At 65.6% G+C, this 24074-nt stretch carries 23 protein-coding genes and 1 rRNA gene; 19 read left to right on the top strand and 5 right to left on the bottom strand.

Going from position 1 to position 24074, the window contains the following annotated elements; translation table 11 throughout:
- The first annotated feature begins 129 nt into the window (after positions 1-129).
- Positions 130-249: ribosomal RNA gene (gene rrf / locus ACH82I_RS05045) — 5S ribosomal RNA — on the top strand.
- A gap of 227 nt (positions 250-476) precedes the next feature.
- Here rrf and ACH82I_RS05040 read toward each other — a convergent pair.
- Positions 477-1130 carry a GNAT family N-acetyltransferase gene (locus ACH82I_RS05040; protein ID WP_413335938.1) on the bottom strand — a complete coding sequence of 218 codons (654 nt, stop codon included), beginning with the start codon at positions 1128-1130 and terminating at the stop codon, positions 477-479.
- 140 nt (positions 1131-1270) lie between these two features.
- Between ACH82I_RS05040 and gdhA the strand changes: the two genes are divergently transcribed.
- A complete protein-coding gene (gdhA, locus tag ACH82I_RS05035; protein WP_230743416.1) occupies positions 1271-2617 on the top strand; it encodes an NADP-specific glutamate dehydrogenase in 1347 nt (448 codons plus the stop codon).
- 248 nt (positions 2618-2865) lie between these two features.
- On the opposite strand, the gene ACH82I_RS05030 is transcribed toward gdhA, so the two are convergent.
- Positions 2866-3381, bottom strand: a complete 516-nt coding sequence (locus ACH82I_RS05030) for a flavin reductase family protein (RefSeq protein WP_230743417.1) — start codon at positions 3379-3381, stop codon at positions 2866-2868.
- A 31-nt stretch (positions 3382-3412) separates the two neighbouring features.
- Between ACH82I_RS05030 and ACH82I_RS05025 the strand changes: the two genes are divergently transcribed.
- On the top strand, positions 3413-3667 hold the full coding sequence (locus ACH82I_RS05025) for a DUF3039 domain-containing protein (protein ID WP_230743418.1): 255 nt from the start codon (positions 3413-3415) through the stop codon (positions 3665-3667).
- Positions 3668-5452 (top strand): DEAD/DEAH box helicase, encoded by a 1785-nt coding sequence (locus ACH82I_RS05020; RefSeq protein WP_413335935.1) that lies wholly within the window; start codon positions 3668-3670, stop codon positions 5450-5452.
- Between the two features lie 54 nt (positions 5453-5506).
- Here the strand turns inward: ACH82I_RS05020 and ACH82I_RS05015 are convergent, their stop codons facing one another.
- Positions 5507-6826, bottom strand: coding sequence for a nicotinate phosphoribosyltransferase (locus tag ACH82I_RS05015; RefSeq protein WP_230743420.1), 1320 nt, complete (start codon positions 6824-6826; stop codon positions 5507-5509).
- A 52-nt stretch (positions 6827-6878) separates the two neighbouring features.
- Between ACH82I_RS05015 and clpS the strand changes: the two genes are divergently transcribed.
- From clpS to ACH82I_RS04965, 10 genes are all read left to right on the top strand, one after another.
- Positions 6879-7184 (top strand): ATP-dependent Clp protease adapter ClpS, encoded by a 306-nt coding sequence (gene clpS / locus ACH82I_RS05010; protein ID WP_230743421.1) that lies wholly within the window; start codon positions 6879-6881, stop codon positions 7182-7184.
- Between the two features lie 3 nt (positions 7185-7187).
- Complete coding sequence (locus ACH82I_RS05005) at positions 7188-7772, top strand: DUF2017 family protein (RefSeq protein WP_413335932.1); 585 nt, start codon at positions 7188-7190, stop codon at positions 7770-7772.
- On the top strand, positions 7769-8590 hold the full coding sequence (locus ACH82I_RS05000; RefSeq protein ID WP_413335930.1) for an MBL fold metallo-hydrolase: 822 nt from the start codon (positions 7769-7771) through the stop codon (positions 8588-8590). Before ACH82I_RS05005 ends, ACH82I_RS05000 begins: the two co-directional genes overlap by 4 nt.
- 73 nt (positions 8591-8663) lie before the next feature.
- The gene (gene rph, locus ACH82I_RS04995; RefSeq protein WP_230743424.1) at positions 8664-9386 is read left to right on the top strand and encodes a ribonuclease PH; all 723 of its coding nucleotides are present in this window, start codon (positions 8664-8666) and stop codon (positions 9384-9386) included.
- A complete protein-coding gene (rdgB, locus tag ACH82I_RS04990) occupies positions 9383-9988 on the top strand; it encodes an RdgB/HAM1 family non-canonical purine NTP pyrophosphatase (protein WP_413335928.1) in 606 nt (201 codons plus the stop codon). Before rph ends, rdgB begins: the two co-directional genes overlap by 4 nt.
- A gap of 187 nt (positions 9989-10175) precedes the next feature.
- Positions 10176-11681, top strand: coding sequence for an ABC transporter substrate-binding protein (locus tag ACH82I_RS04985; RefSeq protein ID WP_413335925.1), 1506 nt, complete (start codon positions 10176-10178; stop codon positions 11679-11681).
- A gap of 12 nt (positions 11682-11693) precedes the next feature.
- Complete coding sequence (locus ACH82I_RS04980; protein WP_413335924.1) at positions 11694-12641, top strand: ABC transporter permease; 948 nt, start codon at positions 11694-11696, stop codon at positions 12639-12641.
- Complete coding sequence (locus tag ACH82I_RS04975; RefSeq protein WP_413335922.1) at positions 12638-13594, top strand: ABC transporter permease; 957 nt, start codon at positions 12638-12640, stop codon at positions 13592-13594. The genes ACH82I_RS04980 and ACH82I_RS04975 overlap by 4 nt, the downstream gene beginning before the upstream one ends.
- Complete coding sequence (locus ACH82I_RS04970) at positions 13587-15461, top strand: dipeptide ABC transporter ATP-binding protein (RefSeq protein WP_413335919.1); 1875 nt, start codon at positions 13587-13589, stop codon at positions 15459-15461. Before ACH82I_RS04975 ends, ACH82I_RS04970 begins: the two co-directional genes overlap by 8 nt.
- 48 nt (positions 15462-15509) lie before the next feature.
- Entirely contained in the window at positions 15510-16928 is a 1419-nt protein-coding gene (locus tag ACH82I_RS04965) for an amidase (RefSeq protein ID WP_413335917.1), read from the top strand.
- An 81-nt stretch (positions 16929-17009) separates the two neighbouring features.
- Here ACH82I_RS04965 and ACH82I_RS04960 read toward each other — a convergent pair whose 3' ends face one another.
- A complete protein-coding gene (locus ACH82I_RS04960; RefSeq protein WP_413335914.1) occupies positions 17010-18809 on the bottom strand; it encodes a hypothetical protein in 1800 nt (599 codons plus the stop codon).
- Positions 18810-18925: 116 nt separating this feature from the next.
- Between ACH82I_RS04960 and ACH82I_RS04955 the strand changes: the two genes are divergently transcribed.
- Complete coding sequence (locus ACH82I_RS04955) at positions 18926-20221, top strand: DUF6350 family protein (RefSeq protein ID WP_413335911.1); 1296 nt, start codon at positions 18926-18928, stop codon at positions 20219-20221.
- 101 nt (positions 20222-20322) lie between these two features.
- Here ACH82I_RS04955 and ACH82I_RS04950 read toward each other — a convergent pair whose 3' ends face one another.
- Positions 20323-20775, bottom strand: a complete 453-nt coding sequence (locus tag ACH82I_RS04950; RefSeq protein ID WP_413335908.1) for a hypothetical protein — start codon at positions 20773-20775, stop codon at positions 20323-20325.
- 86 nt (positions 20776-20861) lie between these two features.
- On the opposite strand from ACH82I_RS04950, the gene purN reads away from it, so the two are divergent.
- From purN to ACH82I_RS04930, 4 genes are all read left to right on the top strand, one after another.
- Complete coding sequence (gene purN, locus ACH82I_RS04945; protein WP_413335906.1) at positions 20862-21503, top strand: phosphoribosylglycinamide formyltransferase; 642 nt, start codon at positions 20862-20864, stop codon at positions 21501-21503.
- A gap of 10 nt (positions 21504-21513) precedes the next feature.
- Entirely contained in the window at positions 21514-23136 is a 1623-nt protein-coding gene (gene purH / locus ACH82I_RS04940; RefSeq protein WP_413335904.1) for a bifunctional phosphoribosylaminoimidazolecarboxamide formyltransferase/IMP cyclohydrolase, read from the top strand.
- A 106-nt stretch (positions 23137-23242) separates the two neighbouring features.
- Positions 23243-23479 carry a hypothetical protein gene (locus tag ACH82I_RS04935; protein ID WP_230743436.1) on the top strand — a complete coding sequence of 79 codons (237 nt, stop codon included), beginning with the start codon at positions 23243-23245 and terminating at the stop codon, positions 23477-23479.
- A gap of 225 nt (positions 23480-23704) precedes the next feature.
- Positions 23705-23887: an antitoxin gene (locus ACH82I_RS04930; RefSeq protein WP_139469677.1), complete on the top strand. Its 183-nt coding sequence runs from the start codon at positions 23705-23707 to the stop codon at positions 23885-23887.
- The last annotated feature ends 187 nt before the right edge of the window (positions 23888-24074 follow it).

Genomic DNA, 24074 nt, shown 5'->3' with positions numbered 1-24074 from the left:
CGTGGAAGAGTAGACACTCTGTTTGATCATACGAGATCACATTTTTTGTGGTGTTCGCGTTCGCTGTGCGGTTCTTGGACCACTACCGCCGATACGTCGTTGTGGCGTGTGGTGGTGGTTTGTTGGTTTTGCGGTGGTGATAGTGGTGGGGAAACGCCCGGTTAACCGTTCCGATCCCGGTAGCTAAGCCCATTTCATGCTGATGGTACTGCAACTTGGTGGTTGTGGGAGAGTAGGTGACTGCCGCAATATTTTTTGATGGGGAGGGTGTCTCGCATTTGGTTGCGAGGCACCCTCCCTTTCTTGCATTCACACCCTTTTCTGCACTCACGTGTCGTTTCCCTTAGAAGGGCGGGCTGGCCTGTATCGATTGTTCGGCTATCTCCGAGCAGGATCAGGCCCGATTCTGCTCGGAGATGGCCGAACAATCGGGTTATAGGCCAAACAAACGCAGGGAGAGCGGTTCTCGTCGCCGCTCACGATTCGGTGAGCCCGATGAAACGACGGAACACCTCGGCGCCTTCGACCGAGATCTCATCCTCGTCCTCCCTGAGCGCGGCAACGTCGAGGACCATGCCATGCTCGATGCGGGCCCGGCCGTCCTGGGTGACGACTCTGTGCCCACCGTTGGGGACGTAGCCGAGCTTCTCCGATACACGACGACTGGCCTCATTGCCGTCGAAATAGGAAGTCTCGAATCGTGCGGCCGAGAGCTCCTCAGCGAAGGCTCGGACCACCGCGGACCTCATCCTCGTCCCGATGCCGTGGCCCTGTTCCTGTCGGGCCAGCCACGATCCGGTGGTCACTGTGCGCGTCTTGAGATAGTCCTTCGCGCTCACCCCCTGCACCCCGAAGGCCCGACCGGAGACCCTGACGGCGAATTCGACGGTCCAGTTCTTAAGCGAGAAGTTGGCACGCGTCGACCACTGGTACTGGGCGATGGACCGGGCAATCGAGACATTGTCCCCGGTATCCCAGTCGACGAGGAAGGCCTTGATGCCGTCTCGGCGGACCCCGCCGCGCGCGATGTCGGCCAGCTCCGGATAGTCGGATTCTCTGACCGGGGACAGCTCAATGTCGCCCGAGCGGATGGTCAGGGCGAACGGCGGCCAGATTTCACCTAGATCCATGGCCCGATATTAGACGATGACGCTTTGCAGCAGCTCGGATATCGATTTCTGCAAATCGCCCTGTATCCGTCAATCACCACCACCCGTCCATTATCCGGTCGTTGCATCTCAAAGTTTCAACATCGGGTATTTTCGTGTGCATGAGCTTACATCCTTCACTGCAGCCAATCTTCGACACCGTTCTCCATCGCAATCCCGGAGAGTCGGAGTTTCACCAAGCGGTACAGGAAGTTCTTCACTCCTTGGGGCCCGTCGTCGACAAGCATCCCGAGTATCTGGAGCTCTCCGCTTTCGAGCGCCTGTGCGAACCGGAACGGCAGATCATCTTCAGGGTCCCCTGGATCGATGACGCCGGCGTCGTCCAGATCAACCGTGCCTTCCGCGTGCAATTCAACTCCGCACTCGGACCCTATAAGGGCGGTCTGCGCTTCCACCCCTCGGTCAACCTCGGCATCGTGAAGTTCCTCGGCTTCGAGCAGATCTTCAAGAACGCGATCACCGGCCTGCCCATCGGCGGCGGCAAGGGCGGCTCCGACTTCGATCCGAAGGGCCGCAGCGATCAGGAAGTCATGCGCTTCTGCCAGTCATTCATGACCGAGCTCTACCGACACATCGGCGAGTACCGCGACGTCCCCGCCGGCGACATCGGTGTCGGCGGACGCGAGATCGGCTACCTGTTCGGCCAGTACAAGAGACTGACGAACTCCTACGAAGCCGGAGTGCTGACCGGAAAGGGTCTATCTTACGGCGGTTCGATGGTCCGCACCGAAGCCACCGGCTACGGTGTGGTCTACTTCCTCAAGGACATGCTGGCCGCGGCGAAGAAGAACCTTGACGGACGCACCGTGTCCATCTCCGGATCCGGAAACGTCGCTGTCTTCGCTGCTGAGAAGGTCGAGGCATTCGGCGGCACGGTCATCACCCTGTCCGATTCCTCCGGATACATCCACGATCCCGACGGCATCGACACCGAGATCGTCAAGCGCATCAAGTTCGAAGAGCGCGGGCGGATCTCCGAGTACGTCGCACAGCGCGGAGGACGCGCCTCGTACCACGAGGGCGGAAACGTCTGGAGCGTCGAGGTCGATGTGGCGCTGCCCTGTGCGACCCAGAACGAACTCGACGGCGACTCCGCGAAGGCTCTCGTGTCCAACGGAGTCATCGCGCTGGCTGAGGGTGCGAACATGCCCTGCACCCCGGAGGCCGTGAAGATCTTCTCCGACGCCGGCGTCCTCTTCGCCCCGGGCAAGGCCGCCAACGCCGGGGGAGTGGCCACCAGTGCTCTCGAGATGCAGCAGAACGCCAGTCGCGACTCCTGGGACTTCGACTTCACCGAAGCCCGCCTCGCCGAGATCATGGGCGATGTCCACGACAGCTGCGCGGCCGCAGCCGATGAGTTCGGCTCGCCCGGCGACTACGTGGCCGGAGCGAACATCGCAGGCTTCATCCGCGTCTCCGAGGCCATGCTGGCCCAGGGCGTCGTGTGAGCCTGCGCACCGCTGATTGAATCAGAATCCAGCAGATTCAGGTTCAGTCAGACTCAGGTTCAAGACGGGTTGATTCAGGTTCGATCAGATTCAGGGTCCATCGCCTGATCCGCAGCATCCTCCGGGATGCGCAGATCAGAGCGGTGGGCCCTGAACTCATTCACTAACTCATTCACTGTCGAGTCAGCGCGCAGTCGAGTCAGCCGCGCAGTCGAGTCCGCGCACTGTCGAGTCCTCGCACTGTGGAATCAGCGCGGACCGATCGTGCCGTATCCCTTGCGCCAGCGCAGCAGCGGTCGGCTCGTCCCCGCCCTCTCACCGGCACCCTGGGAGATGACTTCGCCGACCACGAGGTTGTGGGTGGCCACCTCGAGCACCTCGGTGGTGCGCAGCTCGAACCAGGCGATCGCCTCGGCGAGCACCGGCTGCCCGGCCTGCGGCGCGGGAAAGGTGTCGATGCCCTTGAGCGAGCCGTAGAGGGGCTGGCCCGGCGCGCCCAGGCGCTCAGAGATGTCTCGTTGGGAGGAATTCAGCAGCGAAATCGCGAAATATTCGCTCGTCTCCAGGGTCTCCATCATCCGCGAACCGCTGTAGATGCTCACCGCCATGGTCGGGGGATCATAGGAGACATCGAGGAACGAGTCGACTGTGATCGCATGCAGGGCGCTGCCGCGCTTCGCCGACACCACCGCCACGGCGGCTGCGATGTCGTCGCTGAGCTCGCGATAGCGCTCTGTGAGGGAATCCTCGTGAGTTCGGTCCATGACACTCATTCTAGGCAACTACAATGGAGCCATGACCTATCCAGCTTCAGGCGGTTCAGCAACGATCGAACGCGAGCAGTCCGAGCAGCTTGTCGAACCCGGAGACCATGAACGCTTCAGCCACTATGCGCCGAAGGACAAGATCATGGAGTCCATGGTGACAGGGACTCCACTCATCGCCCTGTGCGGGAAGGTCTGGGTGCCCACCCGCGATCCGGAGCGGTTCCCGATCTGCCCGAAGTGCAAAGAGATCTACGCCTCGATGTCTGAAGGACCCAAGGAGTAGATGTCCGCGGAACGTCTCCCAGGGACCTCCGCTGCTGAACAGCTTCCACCGGCTTTCCCCGAACGTGCGGCGTGGGGAACGGCCGGAAAGCTGCGTGCGTGGCAGGCTGAGGCTCTCGATCTGTACTTTGAGCAGCAGCCGAAGGACTTCCTCGCAGTGGCGACCCCCGGAGCGGGAAAGACCACCTTCGCGCTCCGCCTCGCGGCCGAACTTCTGGCACAGCGGGTCGTCAACAGAATCACCGTGGTCGCCCCCACCGAACACCTCAAGGTGCAGTGGGCCGACTCGGCTGCCCGCGTCGGCATCAGACTCGATCCGCACTTCAAGAACTCACAGGGCAAGCACGCCCCCGGGTTCCACGGCGTCGCCCTGACCTATGCCCAGGTGGCGGCCAAACCCGTCCTCCACCACAATCGCACCGCCGCCGGTCGCACCCTCGTCATCCTCGATGAGGTCCATCACGGCGGCGACGCCCTGTCCTGGGGCGACGCCGTACGGGAGGCCTTCGGCCCGGCCGTTCGCCGACTCTCCCTGACCGGTACGCCGTTCCGCTCGGACACCTCGCCGATCCCGTTCGTCACCTATGCGCCGGACGAGAACGGGATCCGCACCTCGGTGGCGGACTACTCCTATGGATACGGACGAGCCCTGAAGGACTCCGTCGTCCGCCCCGTGCTCTTCCTCGCCTACGCCGGCGCCATGTCCTGGCGGACGAAGGCCGGTGACGAGATGTCCCACGTCCTCGGCGAGGAGACGACGAAGGACATCAACGCCCAGGCATGGCGGACCGCCCTCGACCCGAAGGGCGACTGGATCCCCGCCGTGCTCAAGGCCGCGGACCTCCGGCTGACCGAGGTGCGACGCACCGTCCATGACGCCGGCGGACTCGTCATCGCCACCGATCAGGAGTCCGCCCGCGCCTACGCGAAGCGCCTGCACGAGATCACCGGCGAGAAGCCGACCGTCGTACTCTCCGACGAAGTCGGTGCCTCCGAGCGGATCGAGAAGTTCCAGAACTCGACCGACCGGTGGATGGTCGCCGTCCGGATGGTCTCCGAAGGCGTCGACGTGCCCCGACTGTGCGTCGGGGTCTACGCGACCTCCTCGTCGACCCCGCTGTTCTTCGCCCAGGCCATCGGACGTTTCGTCCGTGCCCGCAAACGCGGAGAGACCGCCTCGGTGTTCCTGCCCTCCGTGCCGATCCTGCTGGCCCTGGCTAACACGATGGAGGTCGAACGCGACCACGCGCTCGACCGCCCGAAGAACGAGGACGAGAACGATGTCGTCGTCTTCGACGAACAGGCCATGGAGCAGGCCAACCGGAGCGAAGGCGCCTCGGCTGACCAGCTCGGCTCCTTCGAAGCCCTCGGCGCCGAAGCCCTGTTCGACCGGGTGCTCTTCGACGGCGGCGAATTCGGCACCGGCGGAGCGATCGGCTCCGAAGACGAACTCGACTTCATCGGCATCCCCGGCCTGCTCGAACCCGACCAGGTCCACGAACTCCTGCGCACCCAGCAGGCCAGGCAGGCCCAGCGGAAGACCGCAGCGGCACCGCCGGCGCCCGAAGTCGAGACGAGCGAACTCGACCACCGGGCGATGAAGGAGGAGCGCAATCAGCTCCAGAGCCTCGTCGGGGCCTGGTCGAGGCGGACGGGTACACCGCACAAGGCCGTCCACGTCGAACTCCGCAAAGCCTGCGGCGGTCCGGCCGTCGCCCAAGCCACCCGGGAACAGATCCAGGCGAGGATCGCCAAGCTGCAGGGCTGGTTCGTCGGCAAGAAGTGAGAGCCGGGCGCCGGAGTTCCCCGTCCCGGGCAGTGTCAGCCGCGGGAAGAGCCCTCAGCCCTGGTAGAACACGGTCGGAATCGCCGGTTCCCCGTCCTGCAGCCGCCGCGCCGATCGCGGCAGCTCGGCCAGGGATTCATCGTGCCTGGCGCACGCTTTCGTCACGCCGTCGGGTCCGATGAACGAGTCGTCGATCTCCCCGTTGACGACGAGGTCGACGCTCAGGGCCCGACCGTCACCGAGATCGTCGGGCAGGGTGGGAATTCCGACGGCCTCCTCGACGGCGATGGCCCCGTCGATGATCCGCAGGGCGTCCTTGTGCCCGCCGCGGGAGGGTTTGCCCGTCGAATTCTTCGCCACCGCGGTCCACGTTCCCGCTTCGTCGGCGCGGGCGACCAGTTTGTACACCAGCCCCGCCGCCGGGGCGCCCGAACCCGTGACCACGCGGGTGCCGACCCCATAGGAGTCGACGGGGGAGGCCGCCAGTGCCGCGATCGCGTATTCGTCGAGATCGCTGGTCACGGTGATGGTGGTGTCATGGGCGCCGAGGCGGTCGAGGCCGGCTCGGACCTCACTGGCCTGTTCGACGAGGTCGCCCGAGTCGATGCGCACCCCGCCCAGCCGATTGCCGGCGAGATCGATCGCGGTCGCCAGCGCCTCCTCGACGTCGTAGGTGTCGAGCAGAAGGGTGGTGTCGGTGCCGAGTGACTTCAGCTGCGCGGCGAAGGCCTCCCGCTCCGAGTCATGGAGGAGGGTGAACGAATGGGCAGAGGTGCCGATCGTGCGCAGCCCGTACTTGAGTCCCGCTGCGAGGTTCGAGGTGGAGGCGAAACCGCCGATCACAGCGGCCCGCGCCGCGGCGACGGCGGCGTGCTCGTTCGTCCGTCGCCCGCCCATTTCCGCGCAGGGCCGGTCGCCGGCCGCCTGCGCCATGCGAGAGGCCGCCGAGGCGACCGCGCAGTCGTAGTTCATCGCTGAGAGGATGAGCGTTTCGAGGATGACGCCCTCGGCGAAGTTCGCCTCGATCGTGAGCAGCGGGGAACCCGGGAAGTAGATCTCGCCCTCGGCATATCCGCGGATGGTGCCCGAGAACGAGTAGTTCGCGAGCCAGTCGATGGTCCGCGCATCGACGATCTGCTCCCGGCTGAGGTAGGACAGCTCCGCATCGTCGAAGCGGAAGTCCCTGATCATCTCGAGGATCCGACCGGTGCCGGCGACGACTCCGTAGCGGCGACCGGCGGGCAGGCTGCGACCGAAGACTTCGAACAGGCTCCTGCGGTGAGCGGCGCCCGATTCCAAGGCGGCCTGCACCATTGTCAATTCGTACTGATCGGTGAAGAAGGCAGTCGAATCAGCGCGTGTGAGATCACTCATAGGCGCGATCTTACGTCACGACAGCGTCTGTGTTCTGCCGTAAGCTGGAAAGGTGAGCAATCCAACGACACCAGTTCTGGAGCCGGAGGTCGACGTCCGGCCTGCGGAGGATCTGGCCAAGCCCTGGAAGACCGTAGTCTTCAACGACCCGGTCAATCTCATGAGCTATGTCAGCTACGTATTCCAGAGCTACTTCGGGTACTCCACCGAGAAGTCCCACGCGCTCATGCTCGAAGTCCACGAGAAGGGCCGGTCCGTGGTCGCCACGGGAGGGCGCGAAGCCATGGAGCGCGACACCCAAGCGATGCACGAGTTCGGTCTGTGGGCCGCGTGCCAACCCGAAACAGGATCCGACTGACACATGGCAGCCATTGACGCTCGAGGGGACGATGTCGTCCTCAAGCTCGAGGACAACGAACGTTCCCTCATGCTCACCGTCTTCTCCGACCTCGCGGCACTGCTCTCCGAAGGACAGGAAGGCGACGAGGGTGACGACAGCCCCGACTCGGAGAACTGGGAGGCGCGGCTCGGCCTCGTCGAGCGTCCGCGCCCCGAGGACCCGGCCCTGCTGCGGCTGTTCCCCGATGTCGACCCCGAGGACGCCGAACGCTCCGAGGAGTTCCGGCGGCTCACCGAGTTCGACCTCAAACAGGCCAAGGCCCACAATGTGCGCATCGTGATGACAGGTCTGGGCCGAGGCGAATCGATCACCCTCAGCCGCGATGAAGTGCTCGCCTGGATGAAGGGCCTCAACGATCTGCGTCTCGTCCTCGCCGTCCGCCTCGGCATCGACACCGAAGAGACGCAGGAGGCGATGTACGCCAACCGGGCGGACCTCGGGGAGTCCGAAGAGCTGACCCTGACCCTCTACGACTTCTTGACCTGGATCCAGGATCGACTGACGACGACCCTGCTCGAGGGAATGCAGGACGGGGAGGAGCGATGAAGCTCACCGCCATCGGCACCTCCGGATCCTTTCCCGGACCGAACTCCGCCGCCAGCTGCTACCTCATCGAAACCGACGAGGAATCGCCGACCCGCATCGTTCTCGACCTCGGGTCGGGCGCGCTCAGCCCGCTCCAGGCCGTCATCGACACGGATGCGCTGGACGCGGTCGTGCTCAGCCACCTCCATCCCGATCACTGCATGGACATGACCGGTCTCTACGTCAAGCGCTGCTTCGACCCGAGATTCTTCAACGGAGACATCACCGACACCGGGACGATCCGCACCCGCACCCCCGTCTACGCACCGGCCGGCGCGCAGGAGAGACTGACCCGGGCCTACTACACGGACCCGGGCAAGTCCCCGGTCGCCAACGGCGGCGACGACTCGGACCTGTCCCATGCCTTCGAATTCTTCGACATCGACCACGGGGACAGCCACCAGATCGGCAGTCTGCGGGTCGAGAGCTTCCTCGTCGACCACCCCGTCGAGGCCTATGCACTGCGCATCACCGACGCCCAGGGCCACGTCATCACCTATTCCGGTGACAGCGACGAATGCGAGAACCTCGTCGAGGCCGCACGGGGCGCCGACCTGTTCCTCTGCGAAGCCGCCTTCCAGGAGGACCGCGACACCGCCCGCGGCATCCACCTGACCGGCCGACGCGCCGGACGTGTCGCCCAGACCGCCGAGGCGGCAGCGCTCGTGCTCACCCACATTCCGTCCTGGACCGACTGCTCGATCGTCCGCGGCGAGGCCGCCGGCGAATACCGGGGACCGATCGAGCTCGCCAAGCCCGGGGCCAGCTGGACCCTCTGACTCAGGGCCCGGAGCCTCAGAGTCAGACGATCCGGCACGAATCCAATCAACCGAGAATCGAAAGAGGCAGACAGTGCGCGCAGATGGACGCAAGGCCGATGAACTCCGCGAAGTGACGATCACCCGCAACTGGATCAACACCGCCGAAGGCTCCGCGCTCGTGGAGTTCGGCAACACCCGTGTGCTCTGCGCGGCCTCACTGACCGCCGGTGTGCCCCGGTGGCTCAAAGGTCAGGGACGCGGCTGGGTGACCGCCGAATACGCGATGCTCCCGCGCGCCACCGACTCCCGCAACACCCGCGAGTCCGTCAAGGGCAAGCTCGGTGGGCGCACCCACGAGATCTCCCGGCTCATCGGCCGCAGCCTGCGTGCGATCATCGATCTCGACAAGCTCGGAGAGAACACGCTCGTCCTCGACTGCGATGTCCTCCAGGCCGACGGCGGGACTCGGACCGCCTCGATCACCGGGGCCTATGTGGCGCTGGCCGACGCCATCGACAAGGGACGCTCGACCGGCATCATCCCCGCCGCGCACAACCCGATCACCGATTCGATCGCGGCGATCAGCGTCGGCATCGTGGGCGGCGAACCGGTCCTCGACCTGCCCTATGTCGAGGATTCGACGGCCGAGACCGATATGAACGTCGTGATGACCGGCTCCGGGAAGTTCGTCGAGGTCCAGGGCACCGCCGAAGGCGCACCCTTCGACCGGGACGAACTCGGCGCGCTGCTCGACCTCGCGGCCAAGGGCTGCACCGATCTCACCGCCATCCAGTCCGAGGTCCTGGCCCGATGACCACCTTCGTCCTCGCCACCCACAACGAGGGGAAGAAGCGCGAACTCCTCGCCATCCTGACCCCCGCCCTCGGCGCAGGCACCGAGGTGAGGACCGCCGGCGAGATGGGACTCGGAGACGTTCCGGAGACCGGAGTGACCTTCGCCGAGAACGCCCTGATCAAGGCCCGTGCCGCGGCCGCGGGAACCGGTCTCACGGCCATCGCCGATGATTCGGGTATCGCCGTCGACGTGCTCGGCGGGGCTCCCGGCATCTTCTCTGCCCGCTGGTCGGGCCGGCACGGCGACGACCGAGCGAATCTCGACCTGCTCCTGGCTCAGCTCTCCGACATCGCCGCCGAACACCGTGGGGCCCAGTTCCGCTGCGCCGCGGCCGCCGTGACCGCCGACGGACGCGAGTTCACCGCCGAGGGCGTCATGCCCGGGCGCCTCGCCACCGCCCCGGCCGGAGAGAACGGATTCGGCTACGATCCGATCTTCGTCCCCGAAGGCTCCGAACTCAGCGCCGCCGAGATGAGCGCGGAGGAGAAGAACTCCCGCTCCCACCGCAGGGTCGCCTTCGACAAGCTCGCCGCGATCCTCGCCGAACAGTCGGGACTCTGAAGCCGGGCTTCAGGGCAGGGGATGCCGCCTCAGGGAAGGGGACACCGCCTCCGGCCGCCATGTGAACAGGACCGCCTCGTCTGCTGAGATCTTCGGTTAGACTCTGAGCATGCCCGGTGACGAACTCGTTCACCGTGGTCAGAGGGCTCAGGATCCCCGCTGCGGGACCGGCGAAACGAGGAGAGCGATGAAGACTCCGCGCATCATGGCGTGGGTGGCGGCAGCAGCCGCCACAAGCCTGTTCCTGACGGCCTGCTCGGCGGGGGCTTCGGACTCCGGTGAGGATGCTGCGAAGAAGGATTCGATGACGATCGCCTTCACCGCCGAACCCGTCAACCTCGACTTCACCTCCACCTCGGGCGTCGCGATTCCCGAAGCCCTGATGGAGAACGTCTACGAATCGCTCGTCCGCGTCGACGGCGAAGGCGAGATCCAACCGGCGCTGGCCGAGGACTGGGACGTCTCCGACGACCGCAAGACCTACACCTTCCACCTGCAGGAAGGCGTGAAATTCTCCAACGGTGCCGATTTCACCAGCGAGGACGTGAAGTTCTCCTACGAACGTGTGCAGAAGGACTGGAAGAACGCACTGAAGTCGAAGATGGACATCGTCGACTCCATCGACACCCCCGATGACGCCACCGTCGAGATCACGCTGAAGAAGCCCTCGAACACCTGGCTGTTCAACCTCACCAGCCTCGTCGGCGCGGTCTTCGACACCGAGGGCACCGGCGACCTGGCCAATGAGGCCATCGGCACCGGACCCTTCGAGATCGAGAAGTTCAATCGCGGCCAGTCCATCGACTTCACCGCCAGAGACGACTACTGGGGCGAAGCGCCTGCAGTCCAGAACGTCCAGTTCAAATACTTCAAGGATGCCGTCTCCGCCTCGAACGCGCTGAAGTCCGGTGAGATCGACGTGGTCTCGAACCTCCAGGCCCCCGAACTCGCCGGAGAGTTCCAGAGCAGCGACTATCAGATCGTCTCCGGGACCACGAACGGCGAGGTCGTGCTGTCGATGAACAATGCCGAAGGCATCTTCAAGGACAAGGCGGCCCGAGAAGCGGTCATGCACGCCATCGACCGCAAGGCCGTGCTCGACACCGCCTGGGCCGGCTACGGGGAGCTCATCGGGTCGATGGTCCCACCGACCGATCCCTACTACGAAGACCTCACCTCGGTGTGGGACTACGACCCGGAGAAGGCGAAGGAACTCGTCAAGGAGGCAGGTATCGACGGGGAGGAATTCGCCTTCACCGTCCCCAACCTGCCCTATGCGAAGGCGATCTCCGAGATCGTGTCCTCCCAGCTCGAGGAGGTCGGACTCACTGCGAAGATCGAGACCCAGGAGTTCCCCGCGGTGTGGTTGGACAAGACCTTCACCGAACACGACTTCGACATGTCGGTGATCAACCACGCAGAACCCCGCGACATCCTCACCGTCTTCTCGAAGGACTACTACATCGGCTACGACGATGCGAAGACCGCGAAGATCGCGGAGAAGGCCGACACCGGCACCGAGGAAGAGTACATCTCCGGGATGAAGGAGATCGCCAAGACGATCACCGAGGACGCGGCCTCTGACTTCCTGTTCCTGTTCCCGAACCTCGTCATCGCCAAGGCCGATGTCGCGGGCATCCCCGCCAACCGGGTCTCCGACGCCTTCCGGATCGCGGATCTCAGCTGGAACTGAGCACAGCCTCCCATGCTCACCTATGTGGCCAATCGTGCGCTCCAGTTCGCACTCGCGCTCATCGTCGCCTCGGTGGTGGTCTTCGCACTCATGAGCGTCCTGCCCGGCAACGCCGCGCAAGTCGCCCTGGGCACCAACGCCACCCCTGAGGCGGTGGCCGCGCTCGAGGCCCAATACGGCCTCGACCAGCCTCCGGCCACCCGCTACCTGGGCTGGGTGACCGGGATGCTCGGCGGGGACTTCGGCACCTCCTACGTCACCGGTGCCGCCATCACCCCGGTGATCGTAGGCAGCGTCCAGGTCACGGGCATCCTCGTCGTCGCCGCGATCGCCCTGGCCATCGTCATCGCCGTGCCGCTGGGCACCTTCGCCGCCCTCGAACAGCGCAACTGGATCGGGGTGACGATCTCCGCGCTCAGCCAGATCGGCATCGCCGTCCCGAACTTCCTCGCCGCGATCATCCTCGTCATCGTCTTCTCCCTGACCTTGGGCTGGTTTCCCTCCCAGGGCTGGATGGCCCCGATCGAAGGCTTCGGCGGATTCCTCGCTCGGCTCGTCCTGCCCGTCGTCTCCCTCGCCCTCGTCCAGGCCGCGATCCTCACCCGCTACGTGCGCTCCGCGGTCCTCGATGTGATGCGCGAGGACTATATCCGCACCGCCCGCGCCAAAGGGCTGACGAGGACCAAGGCACTGTTCGCCCACGGGCTACGCAATGCCGCGATCCCGGTCATCACCGTCGCGGGAGTGCAGCTGGCGACCCTGCTCGTCGGCGCCGTCATCATCGAACAGATCTTCGTCATCCCCGGCATCGGCTCCGAGCTCGTCCGCGCCGTGGCCAACCGCGACCTGCTCGCGGTGCAGGGCATCGTCATGGTCCTCGTCCTCCTCGTGCTCATCATCAACCTCATCGTCGACATCCTCGTGCCCGTAGTCGACCCCCGGATCCGGAACGCCGCATGAACGAGAACCCGAGCCCCACCTCGGCGGGGGAGACGAACCCCCGCGCTGCCGTCCACGCCGATGGGACGCCCGCAGCCGGCACCACGAGGACTCATGCCATCGGGCGCCGCGGGGGAGGACTGCGAGCGAATGCGTCGATGATCATCGGAGCGATCCTCGTCCTCCTCATCGTCCTTCTGGCGCTCGTCTCCTTCGTGTGGACCCCCTACGACCCCAGCGCCGTCGACCCCGTCGCCCGACTGCAGTCCTCGAGCCTCGAACACCCGCTGGGCACGGACAAGTTCGGGCGCGACACCCTGACCTGGGTGATGTACGGCGCCCGGATCACCCTCATGGTCGGTCTCGTCGCCGTCGGCATCGCCCTGCTCATCGGCACCCCGATCGGGATCATCGCAGCCGTCGTCGCCCAGTACCCGTGGGGCGTGTGGCTGGGAGCGGTGATCATGCGCGCCAACGACATCCTCCTGGCCTTCCCCGCGCTGCTGCTGGCGATCATCTTCGCCGCCGTCTACCAACCCGGAACCGGGCCGGCGATGGTCGCCGTCGGCATCGCCGCGATCCCCGGCTTCGCTCGCGTCGCCCGATCAGGCACCATGCAGGTGCTCGGCTCCGAATACGTGCGCGCCGCGAAGGCCTCGAACCGCAGCGCGCCCGCCATCGCCGTCGTCCACGTGCTGCCGAACATCGCCGGCATGGTCATCGTCCAGGCCTCCGTGGCCTTCGCGATCTCCGTCCTCGCCGAGGCGGGGCTGTCCTTCCTCGGACTCGGCACCCAGGCTCCCGTCCCCTCCTGGGGGCGGATGCTGCAGGAGTCCCAGCAGTTCCTCTCCACCCACCCCGAGCTGGCGCTGTGGCCGGGACTGTTCATCGCCCTGGCCGTGCTCGGCTTCAACCTGCTCGGCGATGGTCTGCGCGACCGCTTCGACCCGAAGATGGAGGTCCGCCGTGGCTGAGCAGCTGCTCGAGATCCGCGATCTGAGCATTACCCCTGCGGGCAGTCAGACCCCGGTGCTCTCCGAGGTGTCCCTGTCGCTGGCGCCGGGGGAGCGGGTTGGCCTGATCGGCGAATCCGGTTCGGGGAAGTCACTGACCGCCTCCTCCGTCATGGGTCTGCTGCCCGAGGAGCTGCACGCCGGTGGAACCGTCAGCCTCGCCGGCTTCGAGGGCAACGTCCTCGAGGCGAAGGAATCGCGGCTGGCCCGGATGCGTTCGGACCTCGTGTCGATGGTGTTCCAGGAGCCGATGAGCGCACTCAACCCGCTCATGCGCATCGGTGACCAGATCGCCGAGGTGCTGCGCATCCACGGCGGTGCGAGCCGTGCCGAGATTCCCCGGCGGGTCCGTGACCTCCTGACGAGTGTGCACATGCCCGATCCCGACGGTGCCCGCTTCGCCTACCCGCATCAGCTCTCCGGGGGTCAGCGACAGCGCGTGATGCTCGCGATCGCCCTGGCGAACTCGCCCCGGCTGCTCATCTGCGACGAACCGACCACGGCCCTCGACGTCACCGTGCAGAAGCACATGCTCGAACTCATCGCCGAACGTGTGGATGCGGTGGAGGCCGGTCTCCTGTTCATCACTCACGACCTCGCGGTGGTCGCCGGAATCTGCGACCGGGTGATCGTGATGAACGCGGGCCGGATCGTCGAGACCGGCAGCGTGGAGGAGATCTTCACGAACCCGCGGCACGAGTACACGCGCGGACTCCTCGCCTCCTCCGACCTCGAGGCCACCGATGAGAACGGGAAGCTGTTCACGCTGCGCACGGCGCTGCGGTACTCCGGGCCGGGGGATGCGCCGGCGCCCCGGGGCAGGGCGGCGCTCGCAGCGGCCGACGGGGCGGTGTGCTCGGATGGGGCAGGACGCTCGGACTGCGCAGGACGCTCGGATGGGGCAGTGCGTTCGGACGGCGCAGCAGACGTCGTCGACCGGGTGCACCCCGGCACCACCTCGGCGTCGGGCACCGCCCCGTCGTCGGGCACCGCCCCGTCGTCGGGCACTGCCTCGGCGTCGGAACAGGGTGCGCTCATCGAGGTCACCGGGGTGACCAAGCTGTTCCGCCCACGGGGACTGCTGCTCCGGCGCAGGGCGGCGGTGCAGGCCCTGGGCGGCATCGACGTCAGCGTCGCCGCGGGCAGCCGACTGGGCATCGTCGGCGAATCCGGATCGGGCAAATCGACTCTGCTCAATATCCTCTCCGGACTCGACCGGCCCACCTCCGGACACGTGCGGGTCGGGGACATCCGCGTCGAATCGGCGAGCACCTCGGCGCTGCGGAGGCTGCGAGAGAACCTCCAGATCGTCTTCCAGGATCCCTTCGCCTCCCTCGACCCGCGGATGCGGGTGGAGGACATCGTGGCAGAGCCGCTCGTCGCTGCGGGAGTGCCCGGCGATGAACGCACCGGCCGGGTCGAGGAGATGCTGCGAGCCGTCGACCTCGACCCCTCATCGATGCGACGCTACCCGCACCAGTTCTCCGGAGGACAGCGGCAGCGGATCTCCATCGCCCGCGCCCTGGTCACCCGCCCTCGCATCCTCGTCGCCGATGAACCCGTGTCCGCACTTGACGTCTCCGTCCGTGCGCAGGTACTCAATCTGCTCACCGATCTCGTCGACGACTACGCGCTGACGCTGCTGTTCGTCTCCCACGACCTGGGCGTCGTCCGTCACCTGTGCTCTGAGGTCATCGTGATGAAGGACGGCGGAATCGTCGAAGCCGGCGCGACCGAAGACATCTACGCCGATCCCCGCGAGGACTACACCCGTAAACTCATCGCAGCCACCCCCAGCCTGGCGGGAGCACTCGCAGCGCGAACCTGACCACGCTGCGATCCCGTCGACACGAATGCAGAAGAGAGAGGACGGCACTTGAGCACCTACACCCTTGCCGACCACACCGCGGCGGCACTGACCGCAGGATTCGCGACCGGAGATGTCGACCCCCGCGAGGTCCACGCCGCAGTCGTGGAGAGGATGGACGACTGGGAACCGGTCATCAACGCCCTCCACCACCGCGACGACGAACGCTCCCGCAGCGCCGCCGAAGCCAGTGCCGAACGCTGGCGGGAAGGCCGACCCCTCGGTCCTCTCGACGGCGTCCCGGTGACGATCAAGGAGAACATCGCCCGTCGCGGTGTGCCCATGCCCAGCGGCCACGCCTGGGTTGAGGTCCCGGTCTCGACCCACGATGCGCCGATCACCGAACGACTCGAGGAAGCCGGGGCCGTGATCCTCGGATCCACGACCATGCCGGACTGGGGGATGCTCTCCTCCGGGGTCTCCTCCCTCCACGGGATCACCCGCTCACCGCTGGATCCGAGCCTGACGACCGGGGGATCAAGTGCCGGCGCTGGGGCCGCGGCCGCCGCCGGATACGGGCCCATCCACATCGGCTCCGACATCGGCGGATCGATCAGACTGCCCTGCACCTGGCTGGGGCTGGCCGGACTCAAACCCAGCTTCGGCCGAGTGCCCCTCGACGCTCCGTACATGGGACGCTGCGCCGGACCGCTCGCGCGAACCATGGCCGACGTCAAGGCTGCGATGGACATCATCTCAGCCCCCGATGACCGGGATTTTTCGCGCCTGCCGCGCTTCGCCACCGATGACCAGGGTGCGCTGCCCGGTGGGGGTCCATCCGGGTTCTCTCCACGGGGGATGCGGATCGGACTCCAGCTCGACGCGGGCTGCGGCGTTCCGGCCACCTCGGAGACCGTGCGGATCATCGCCGAGGCGGCCGATCGTTTCGCTCGGGCCGGTGCCGAGGTCGAGACGGTCGAGGCCTTCATCGATGACGACCTGCTCACCGACATGGACCTGTTCTGGCGGGTCCGATCATGGAACGATCTGCGGGCGCTGCCCGTCGAGGAGCAGGCGCTCATCCTGCCCTACATCCAGGCGTGGGCGCAGGGCGGGGCCGATGTCACGGGCCTGCGACTCATGGAGTGCTACAACAGTGTGCAGGAGATCCGCCGGTGCACCGTGGCCGCCACGGCTGGCTTCGATCTCGTGATCTCGCCGACCGCTCCGGATGGGGCCTTCCCCGCTGAGCAGCCGATGCCCTTTCCGCAGGTCCACGAACCGATGGGGCATATCGGCTTCACCATGCCCTACAACATGTCCGAACAGCCGGCGGCGACCGTGCTCGCCGGCTTCACCGCCGACGGACGGACGGTCGGGGCGCAGATCTCCGGACGCCGGTTCGCCGACGAGGTCGTCATGGCCGCCGGTGCATGGTTCGAAGCAGAGGCGGACATCGAGCTGCCGAAGCGGGCGGAGCTGGGCTGAGAGCACAGCCGGAGCGGGGCTGGACGGAATAGAGAAGGCGGGGCGAACCGAATGGTTCGCCCCGCCTCTGCGTGGGATCGATCAGAAGTCGAAGAACTCGACCTCGAGCTTGTCCCCGTTGATCTTCACGCTGCCGGAGACCGACAGGGTGTTGCCGTTGGAGAAGTACGAAGACCCGGCCTTCTTGCCCTGCACGGTGAAGTCGAACTTGCCCGGCTTCTCCGTGAAGAACGACCCGGTGTTCGTGTCACCGGAGCCGAAGTCTGCCTTGACCTTGGGCATGTCCTTCATGTTCCACTTCGCGGTGTCCTTCTTGGCCAGATCATCGAGCTTGTCGTCGCTGCCGCCGACCGGGATCTCGGTCGGATCGAACTTGATGAAGTCGCACTTCGGTTCGATGCTCTTGTTGTCGAAGCACTTCTTGAGTTCGGCCTCGACCTGCTTCTGAACTTCCTTCTGGAAGTCATCCGTGGGGGAGAGGTCGAGGTTGAGAGTGGTCGGGGACACCTGATCGGTGTTCGGCTCGCTGCCGGGGGCGAAGGCCTGTGGGAAGTTGACCGCCGCGGTGTCCTGGGCCTCGCTGACCCACTTGCTGGACGGGATCTGGAAGTCGTAGTTGCCCGGGTAGACCGCGAACGAGGTGGTGCCCGCCTTGGCCTTGTAGTCCTCGCCGTTGACCGAGAGTCCATCGGCGGCGGGAATGTCGAGGGAGATGACGTTGAGAGCGGGTCCGGTCAGTGTCCACTTGTCGAAGAACAGGTCCTGCTTCCCGTCCTTCTTCGCGGTCAGTTCGACGTTGTAGGTGCTGCCGTCGAGATCGTAGGACACGACGACCGTGCCGTTATCTCCGTCGACCTGGGAGGAATCGACCTTCGCGTTCTCGATCTTCGCCGTGGAGGCATCGGTGAAGTTCTTCGACAGCAGATCGAGGTTGGTGCCCTCGGGTCGCGGTGACGGGGCGATCTTCTCCGCCGCAGCGAAATCGCCCTCGCTCAGTGCCGAGACATAGTCCTCGGCGACCTGATCCGGGCCGTAGTTGTTCTTGTTGACATTGTGCACGACGAGGAATCCGACGAGCACGAGGACGATGACGAGCGCAACCGAGCCCAGAGCGATGAACAGGGGAAGTCGGCTCTTCTTGCGCTCCGGGCGGGTCTCGGCGAGAGTGGCGGTGCCGGCCTGAGCGCCGGCGAATCCCGGTGCCGGAGCGGGCTGCGGAATCGCCTGCGAACCGCCGGGGCCGGAACCGGTGCGCTGGGCGTCCGGGCCGGAGCCGGTCGGGTACTGGCCGTTCGGCTGGGAGCCTGCCTGGCCGGGTGCGGACTGCGCCGACCCATAGCCGGCTCCACCGGGGTAGGGGGCACCGCCCTGGTACTGACCACCCTGGTACGGGCTGGCCTGGTACTGATTGTCCTGGTACTGATTTCCCTGCTGCTGGTTCGGCTGGTACTGGCCGGCCTGCTGGCCGCCCGAGTACGGACCGGGCTGCTGGGCTCCGGGACCGTACTGCGGTGCTTCGTTCGGTTCGGAGGGAGCCGAGCTCTGCGCGGAGTTCAGCGGGGGAGCCTGGCCGTCCGTGTAGGACGGGGCCTGCGGAGCGTCAGTGGAGGACGGTGCCTGCGGTTCCTGGTCAGAGGTCTGCGCTTGGTCAGATGCTTGGTCAGCCGCCTGGTCGGAGGGCTGATCTTCGCCGTAGGTCTGCGCGTCCTCACCGAAGGAGGGAAAGGGCATCGCCTGCGTGGCATCGTTGGTGTCGCCGGCCGTGGTCGAATCCTCAATGTGGTCATCCGCCGGGGTCTCCGCACCAGTACCCGTGTTGCCGTTGCTCGGGGGGTTGCTGGGAGGTGGCGGGAAATTGGGCTGATCGTTCCCGTTGCTCATCGCTGGATTCATCCTTCGTGTTTGCAAGCCTGTCCTGGCGCAATTGTACTTCCCGCGAGTGGGAATCGCGTGGTCAATACCGAGAAGCGAGCACGACGTCAGCGAAAATGGTACTGATGCACACTTCTCCACATCCTCACACCACTCGCCACCCGGTCCTGCTGGGACTGCTGGAGGCTCTCAGGATCGACCTCATCGTCGTGCCCTCAGCCTTCGTCGTCGCCACGATCTTCTGGATCATCGGACTCGGCTCGCAGCTGCCGTACTCGATCATTCCCGAATGGGCCTTCGCCCTCTGGTCGGTCGTGCACGGGCTGAGCGTATCGACCATCGGATTCGACTTCTCTCTGGCCCCGAGCCTCGTCTCCTTCGGTGTGTGGCTCTTGGTCGCTTTCGGTGCCAAGCGTCTGGTCACCTCGGTCTCCGGGGACGACCAGGCGGCGATCGATGACGATGCGGCGCAGTGGTGGAAGACCATCGCACTGTCCTTCGGCGGATTCGTCCTCGCCTATGTGGTGCCTCTTCTCGTCCTGGCGCTGGTGCTCGGGCAGGCCGTCGTGACCCCCTTCGGATTCCTCCGACTCCTCCTCTTCTCGGTCTCTGCGCTCGCCGTGGGATTCATCTGGGCGCGCGGTGTCTGGGACATCCCCGGCCTGCGGGTGATCGCCCCCGACACCTGGGACACCGGGGTGCGACTGTGCCGCAGACTCCTGTGGGGCTCGCTGATCCTCTCGGTCGTCATCATCGGCGCGGGTCTCGCTCTGCGCTGGGACGATGCGGCGGAGACGCTGCAGAGCTACAGCTCCCCGGCAGCCGCGGGAATCGGCCTGCTCATCCTCCAGGTCCTCTTCGCTCCCGGGGCTCTCTTCTCGGCCCTGTCCTGGGTCGCCGGCACAGGAGTGGCGATCGGCGGGGACGGGCCGAGCTCGGTCTTCCATCCGAGCCCGGGCCCGGTTCCTGATGTGCCCGTTCTGCAGTTGCTCACCGAGGGGTATCCGGCGTGGACCGCCGCGGCCCCCGTGCTGCTCGTCCTGCTGGGCCTGCTCAGTGTGATCCTCGGCCGCGAACGAGCCCGCGCGGTGATGGAGTCCTCATGGCCCGGACTGGGAGTCGCGCTGGCCTGCAGCTTCGTCATCTTCGAGGTCCTCGCCCTGTTCTCCAGCGGTGCCATGGGTCCGCTCGGACTCTCGGACTTCGGGCCTTCGGCACTGACCGCCGGACTCGCTGTCACGGCGTGGATCGGTGTGGGGCTGTGCGGGGGATTGGCGCTGACGAAGCTCTCGCACATGCAGTACGGTGCGAACTCGGATGCCGCAGATCAGGACATCGATGACGATGAGGCCGCGATCGACGACTCTGCGATCGACGCCGATGACGTCCTTGCCGAAGAGACCGAGGACGAGACTCGGTAGAATACCCGGAAGTTCAGGGTGCCCGACGATCAGAACACCCGTAAATTCAGGTGACCTCGACGATCAGAACACTTGGAAGTTCGCGCGCAGACCGCGAAGACTCAGTTCGTGCCGGGAATGTTGAGGTCCTGACCGGTGATCTGCTTGAACCAATCGCCGAGACCGGTCTGGTAATCGCTCGTGCACGAGAGCTGCGCCTGCTGGGTGATCGCATCGCGAACACATTCCTCGTACTTGGTCTGAACCGGCCACAGAACGACCGAGGACATCGTCGAGAAGATGAGATAGATGCTCAGCAGTCCGCCGAGGATGCCCAGAGACATGTTGCGCTTCTGCTTCGTCCTGACCACGGCGATGATGTAGCGGACCGACCAGACAACGGCGGCGATGGCGAAGGCGATGGCCGCGAGTTTGAACGGCAGCGGGTAGGTGAACGTCAGGACCGATGCGAGGATCAGCAGGATCAGGACGAGACCATGCCGCGCGGGTGCGGCCTGCTTCTCCTCGTCCGGAGTCGGCGCGTTCTTCTCTTCGGTGCTGTTTGGTGACGTCACCCCGCTAGTTTCTCACAGTCGACTGACAAATGCCTTGGCGGGTGGGCCTGGGCGGCGACGGGGGCGACAGCCGTTAGAATGGCTGGGTGCGCATCGTTCTTCTGGCCTCCGGCTCCGGTACCCTCACGCAGGCAGTCCTCGATGCGTTTGCCGAGTCAGGGCCCGGCGACCCCGGTGACCACGGAGTCGAGATCGCAGCCATCGGCTCGGACTCCCCGTCCGCCGGTGTCCTCGAGAGGGCCCGCGCGCACTCTGTGCCCACCTTCGTGCTCAGCCCGAAGGACTGCGCGGACCGTGACGATTGGAACCTCCGCCTCCGCGATATCGTGGCCGAGTACCGTCCCGACTGGGTCGTCTCGGCCGGATTCATGCGCATCCTCGGCGCCTCGTTCATCGCCGCCTTCGACAATCGCATCATCAACACGCATCCGGCCCTGCTGCCAGCCTTCCCAGGAGCCTACGGAGTCAGGGACGCGCTGGCTCACGGTGTCCGGATCACCGGTGGGACCATCCACCTCGTCGACGCCGGCGTCGACACCGGACCGATCATCACCCAATACGCCGTGCCGATCACCGATGAGGACACCGAGGACACCGTGCACGAGCGCATCAAAGCCCGTGAGAGAGTCGAACTCGTTCGACTTCTCGCTCATCTCGCCCACCATGACCTCGTCATCGACGGTCGGCATGTCCGTGGATATGCCACCTCGGCGGCGGCCCCGATCTGACCACCCGCCGATGTCCCATACGGATCGGCAACCGAGCCTTCAAGGAGGACCTGTGACAGGAACCCGCGCGATCAGAAGAGCGCTCATCAGCGTCTACGACAAGACCGGTCTGGAGGACCTGGCCCGCGGACTCGCCGCCGCCGGAGTCCAGATCGTGTCCACCGGATCGACGGCTGTTAAGATCGCCGAGGCGGGTGCCGAGGTCACGAGGGTCGAAGAGCTGACAGGGTTCCCCGAATGCCTCGAAGGACGGGTCAAGACCCTGCACCCGCGGGTGCACGCCGGAATCCTCGCCGATACGCGCAAGGCCGACCACCTCAGCCAGCTCGATGAGCTCGAGATCGAACCCTTCGATCTCGTCATCGTCAACCTCTACCCCTTCGCCGGCACCGTGGCCAGCGGGGCCGGCTTCGACGACTGCGTCGAACAGATCGACATCGGTGGTCCCTCCATGGTCCGCGCCGCGGCGAAGAACCACCCGAGCGTCGCCGTCATCACCGACCCGAACGACTACGCGGCCGTGATCGACGCAGCGGAGAACGACGGCTTCGACATTGCGGCCAGGCGTGCCTTCGCCGCCCGCGCCTTCGCCCACACCGCCGCCTACGACACGGCCGTGGCCTCGTGGTTCGCCGCCGAACTCTCCGGAGAATCCGCCTCGGCGGACGATGCGCAGGCCGAATCCGTTACGCAGCCGGCGTTCGCGGGCGTGACGGGAGAGAAGATCACGGACCTGCGCTACGGGGAGAACCCCCACCAGGCCGCCGCCGTCTACTCCGACGGGACCCGCGGAATCGCCGGGGCGAAGCTCCTCGGCGGCAAGCCCATGTCGTACAACAACTACACCGACACCGATGCCGCGATCCGCGCCGCCTTCGACTTCGATCGCCCGGCCGTGGCGATCATCAAGCATGCCAACCCCTGCGGCATCGCCGTCGCCGACACTGCGGCGGCTGCGCACAAGGCCGCTCACGAGTGCGATTCGCTCTCGGCCTACGGGGGAGTGATCGCAACGAACCGTGAGGTCGATGCGGAGCTCGCCGCTTCCATCAAGCCGATCTTCACCGAGTGCCTGGCCGCTCCGTCCTTCTCTGCCGAGGCACTCGAGATCCTCTCGACGAAGAAGAACCTGCGTCTGCTCGAACTCGGCGATGTCGACTTCTCCGCCTCCGAGATCAAGCCGATCACCGGGGGGTTCCTCGTCCAGGATCGCGACGCCTTCCAAGCCGAGGGCGATGCCCCCGGCAACTGGACGCTGGCCGCCGGTCCTGCCGCCTCGGCGGAGGTGCTCGCCAATCTCGAGTTCGCGTGGAAGGCCTGCCGCGCAGTGAAGTCCAACGCCATCCTCGTAGCCAAGGACGGGGCCTCCGTCGGCGTCGGCATGGGTCAGGTCAACCGCGTCGATTCCGCCAAGCTCGCCGTCGAGCGAGCCGGAGCCGACCGGGTGACCGGATCGGTGGCCGCCTCCGACGCGTTCTTCCCCTTCGCCGATGGCCTCCAGATCCTCATCGATGCGGGAGTCACCGCCGTCGTCCAGCCGGGCGGATCGATCCGCGACGAGGAGGTCATCGCCGCCGCGGAGAAGGCAGGAATCACGATGTATCTGACCGGGAGCCGCCATTTCTTCCACTGAGAAGGTCACGGCCTACCCGCGCCATGCCAGGCGCGGGCGAGGCCCGATCTCCAAGCGCTGGATCTACTGGAAGCGGCGCTACTCGAACCCGGCCAGGCGTGACTGGGTGCTCCTGGCATGTCTGCTGGGCATCGGCATCGCCGGAGCCTGCGCCTTCGTCGACTTCCGCTTCGGGGCGATAGTGCTCGCGCTCTTCCCTGCCGGCCTTGCCGCCGTCCGTGCGCTGCCCACTGTGTGGGGAGAGGCCTGGACGAACAGGTCGAAACTCGTCGACATTGTGACCTGCCTGCTGTTTGCGGTGCTGCTCGTCGGCATCGCCTTCGTCGTCCCGCTTTCACGGTAGAGTTCGGCCTGCTGTCACGGTAGAACTCGTTCCGCTTTCGCGCTGGAACGTGTCCCGCTTTCGCGCTGGAACACTGGCGAATCGAAGTTACTGAGGGTGTAGTCGAAGTCACCTTGTGCATTCGCTGGGAAAGGCAGAAATCCGGTGTTGTGGCACCCGAATCAGTGGCAGGGTGAAACACGTCAGCAGGTTCGCTTCGAACCTTTTCCGATGAAAGGAGACAGCATGGGACTGGACGATCTTACTAACAAAGCCAAGGACGCCTTGAATAGCGATAAGGGTGAAGAGATCAGCGATCAGGGCCTGGACAAGGCCTCTGATGCCGCCAACAATGTCACCGGTGGAAAGTTCGAAGACCAAATCAATCAGGGTCGCGACGGAGCCGACGACAAGCTTGGCAACGAATGATCTTTAATCCATAGCCGCGTCCGGCATGGATGGGCGCCGAGGAGAACGACAGTTCTCCTCGGCGCCTTCTTCTTTTCTGGCGTCGGTCACCGTGAATTCTGCCGTGGGCCACCGTGAAGCTCGGAGAAGTCGTCACCAGTGACGACTTCTCCGAGCTTCACGTTGACCCACGGGATTGAGTGCCGCG

The sequence above is a fragment of the Brevibacterium sp. GP-SGM9 genome, from assembly GCF_047300845.1.
Taxonomy (GTDB): domain Bacteria; phylum Actinomycetota; class Actinomycetes; order Actinomycetales; family Brevibacteriaceae; genus Brevibacterium.
The sequence above is the reverse complement of the archived record's forward strand: the minus strand, read 5'-3'. Positions and strand labels throughout refer to the sequence as shown.

Coding starts and splice junctions, on each gene's coding strand:
- ACH82I_RS05040 (WP_413335938.1), bottom strand. CDS start 1,130: ATGGATCTAGGTGAAATCTGGCCGCCGTTCGCCCTGACCATCCGCTCG.
- gdhA (WP_230743416.1), top strand. CDS start 1,271: ATGAGCTTACATCCTTCACTGCAGCCAATCTTCGACACCGTTCTCCAT.
- ACH82I_RS05030 (WP_230743417.1), bottom strand. CDS start 3,381: ATGGACCGAACTCACGAGGATTCCCTCACAGAGCGCTATCGCGAGCTC.
- ACH82I_RS05025 (WP_230743418.1), top strand. CDS start 3,413: ATGACCTATCCAGCTTCAGGCGGTTCAGCAACGATCGAACGCGAGCAG.
- ACH82I_RS05020 (WP_413335935.1), top strand. CDS start 3,668: ATGTCCGCGGAACGTCTCCCAGGGACCTCCGCTGCTGAACAGCTTCCA.
- ACH82I_RS05015 (WP_230743420.1), bottom strand. CDS start 6,826: ATGAGTGATCTCACACGCGCTGATTCGACTGCCTTCTTCACCGATCAG.
- ACH82I_RS05005 (WP_413335932.1), top strand. CDS start 7,188: ATGGCAGCCATTGACGCTCGAGGGGACGATGTCGTCCTCAAGCTCGAG.
- ACH82I_RS05000 (WP_413335930.1), top strand. CDS start 7,769: ATGAAGCTCACCGCCATCGGCACCTCCGGATCCTTTCCCGGACCGAAC.
- rdgB (WP_413335928.1), top strand. CDS start 9,383: ATGACCACCTTCGTCCTCGCCACCCACAACGAGGGGAAGAAGCGCGAA.
- ACH82I_RS04985 (WP_413335925.1), top strand. CDS start 10,176: ATGAAGACTCCGCGCATCATGGCGTGGGTGGCGGCAGCAGCCGCCACA.
- ACH82I_RS04980 (WP_413335924.1), top strand. CDS start 11,694: ATGCTCACCTATGTGGCCAATCGTGCGCTCCAGTTCGCACTCGCGCTC.
- ACH82I_RS04975 (WP_413335922.1), top strand. CDS start 12,638: ATGAACGAGAACCCGAGCCCCACCTCGGCGGGGGAGACGAACCCCCGC.
- ACH82I_RS04960 (WP_413335914.1), bottom strand. CDS start 18,809: ATGAGCAACGGGAACGATCAGCCCAATTTCCCGCCACCTCCCAGCAAC.
- ACH82I_RS04955 (WP_413335911.1), top strand. CDS start 18,926: ATGCACACTTCTCCACATCCTCACACCACTCGCCACCCGGTCCTGCTG.
- purH (WP_413335904.1), top strand. CDS start 21,514: ATGTCCCATACGGATCGGCAACCGAGCCTTCAAGGAGGACCTGTGACA.
- ACH82I_RS04930 (WP_139469677.1), top strand. CDS start 23,705: ATGGGACTGGACGATCTTACTAACAAAGCCAAGGACGCCTTGAATAGC.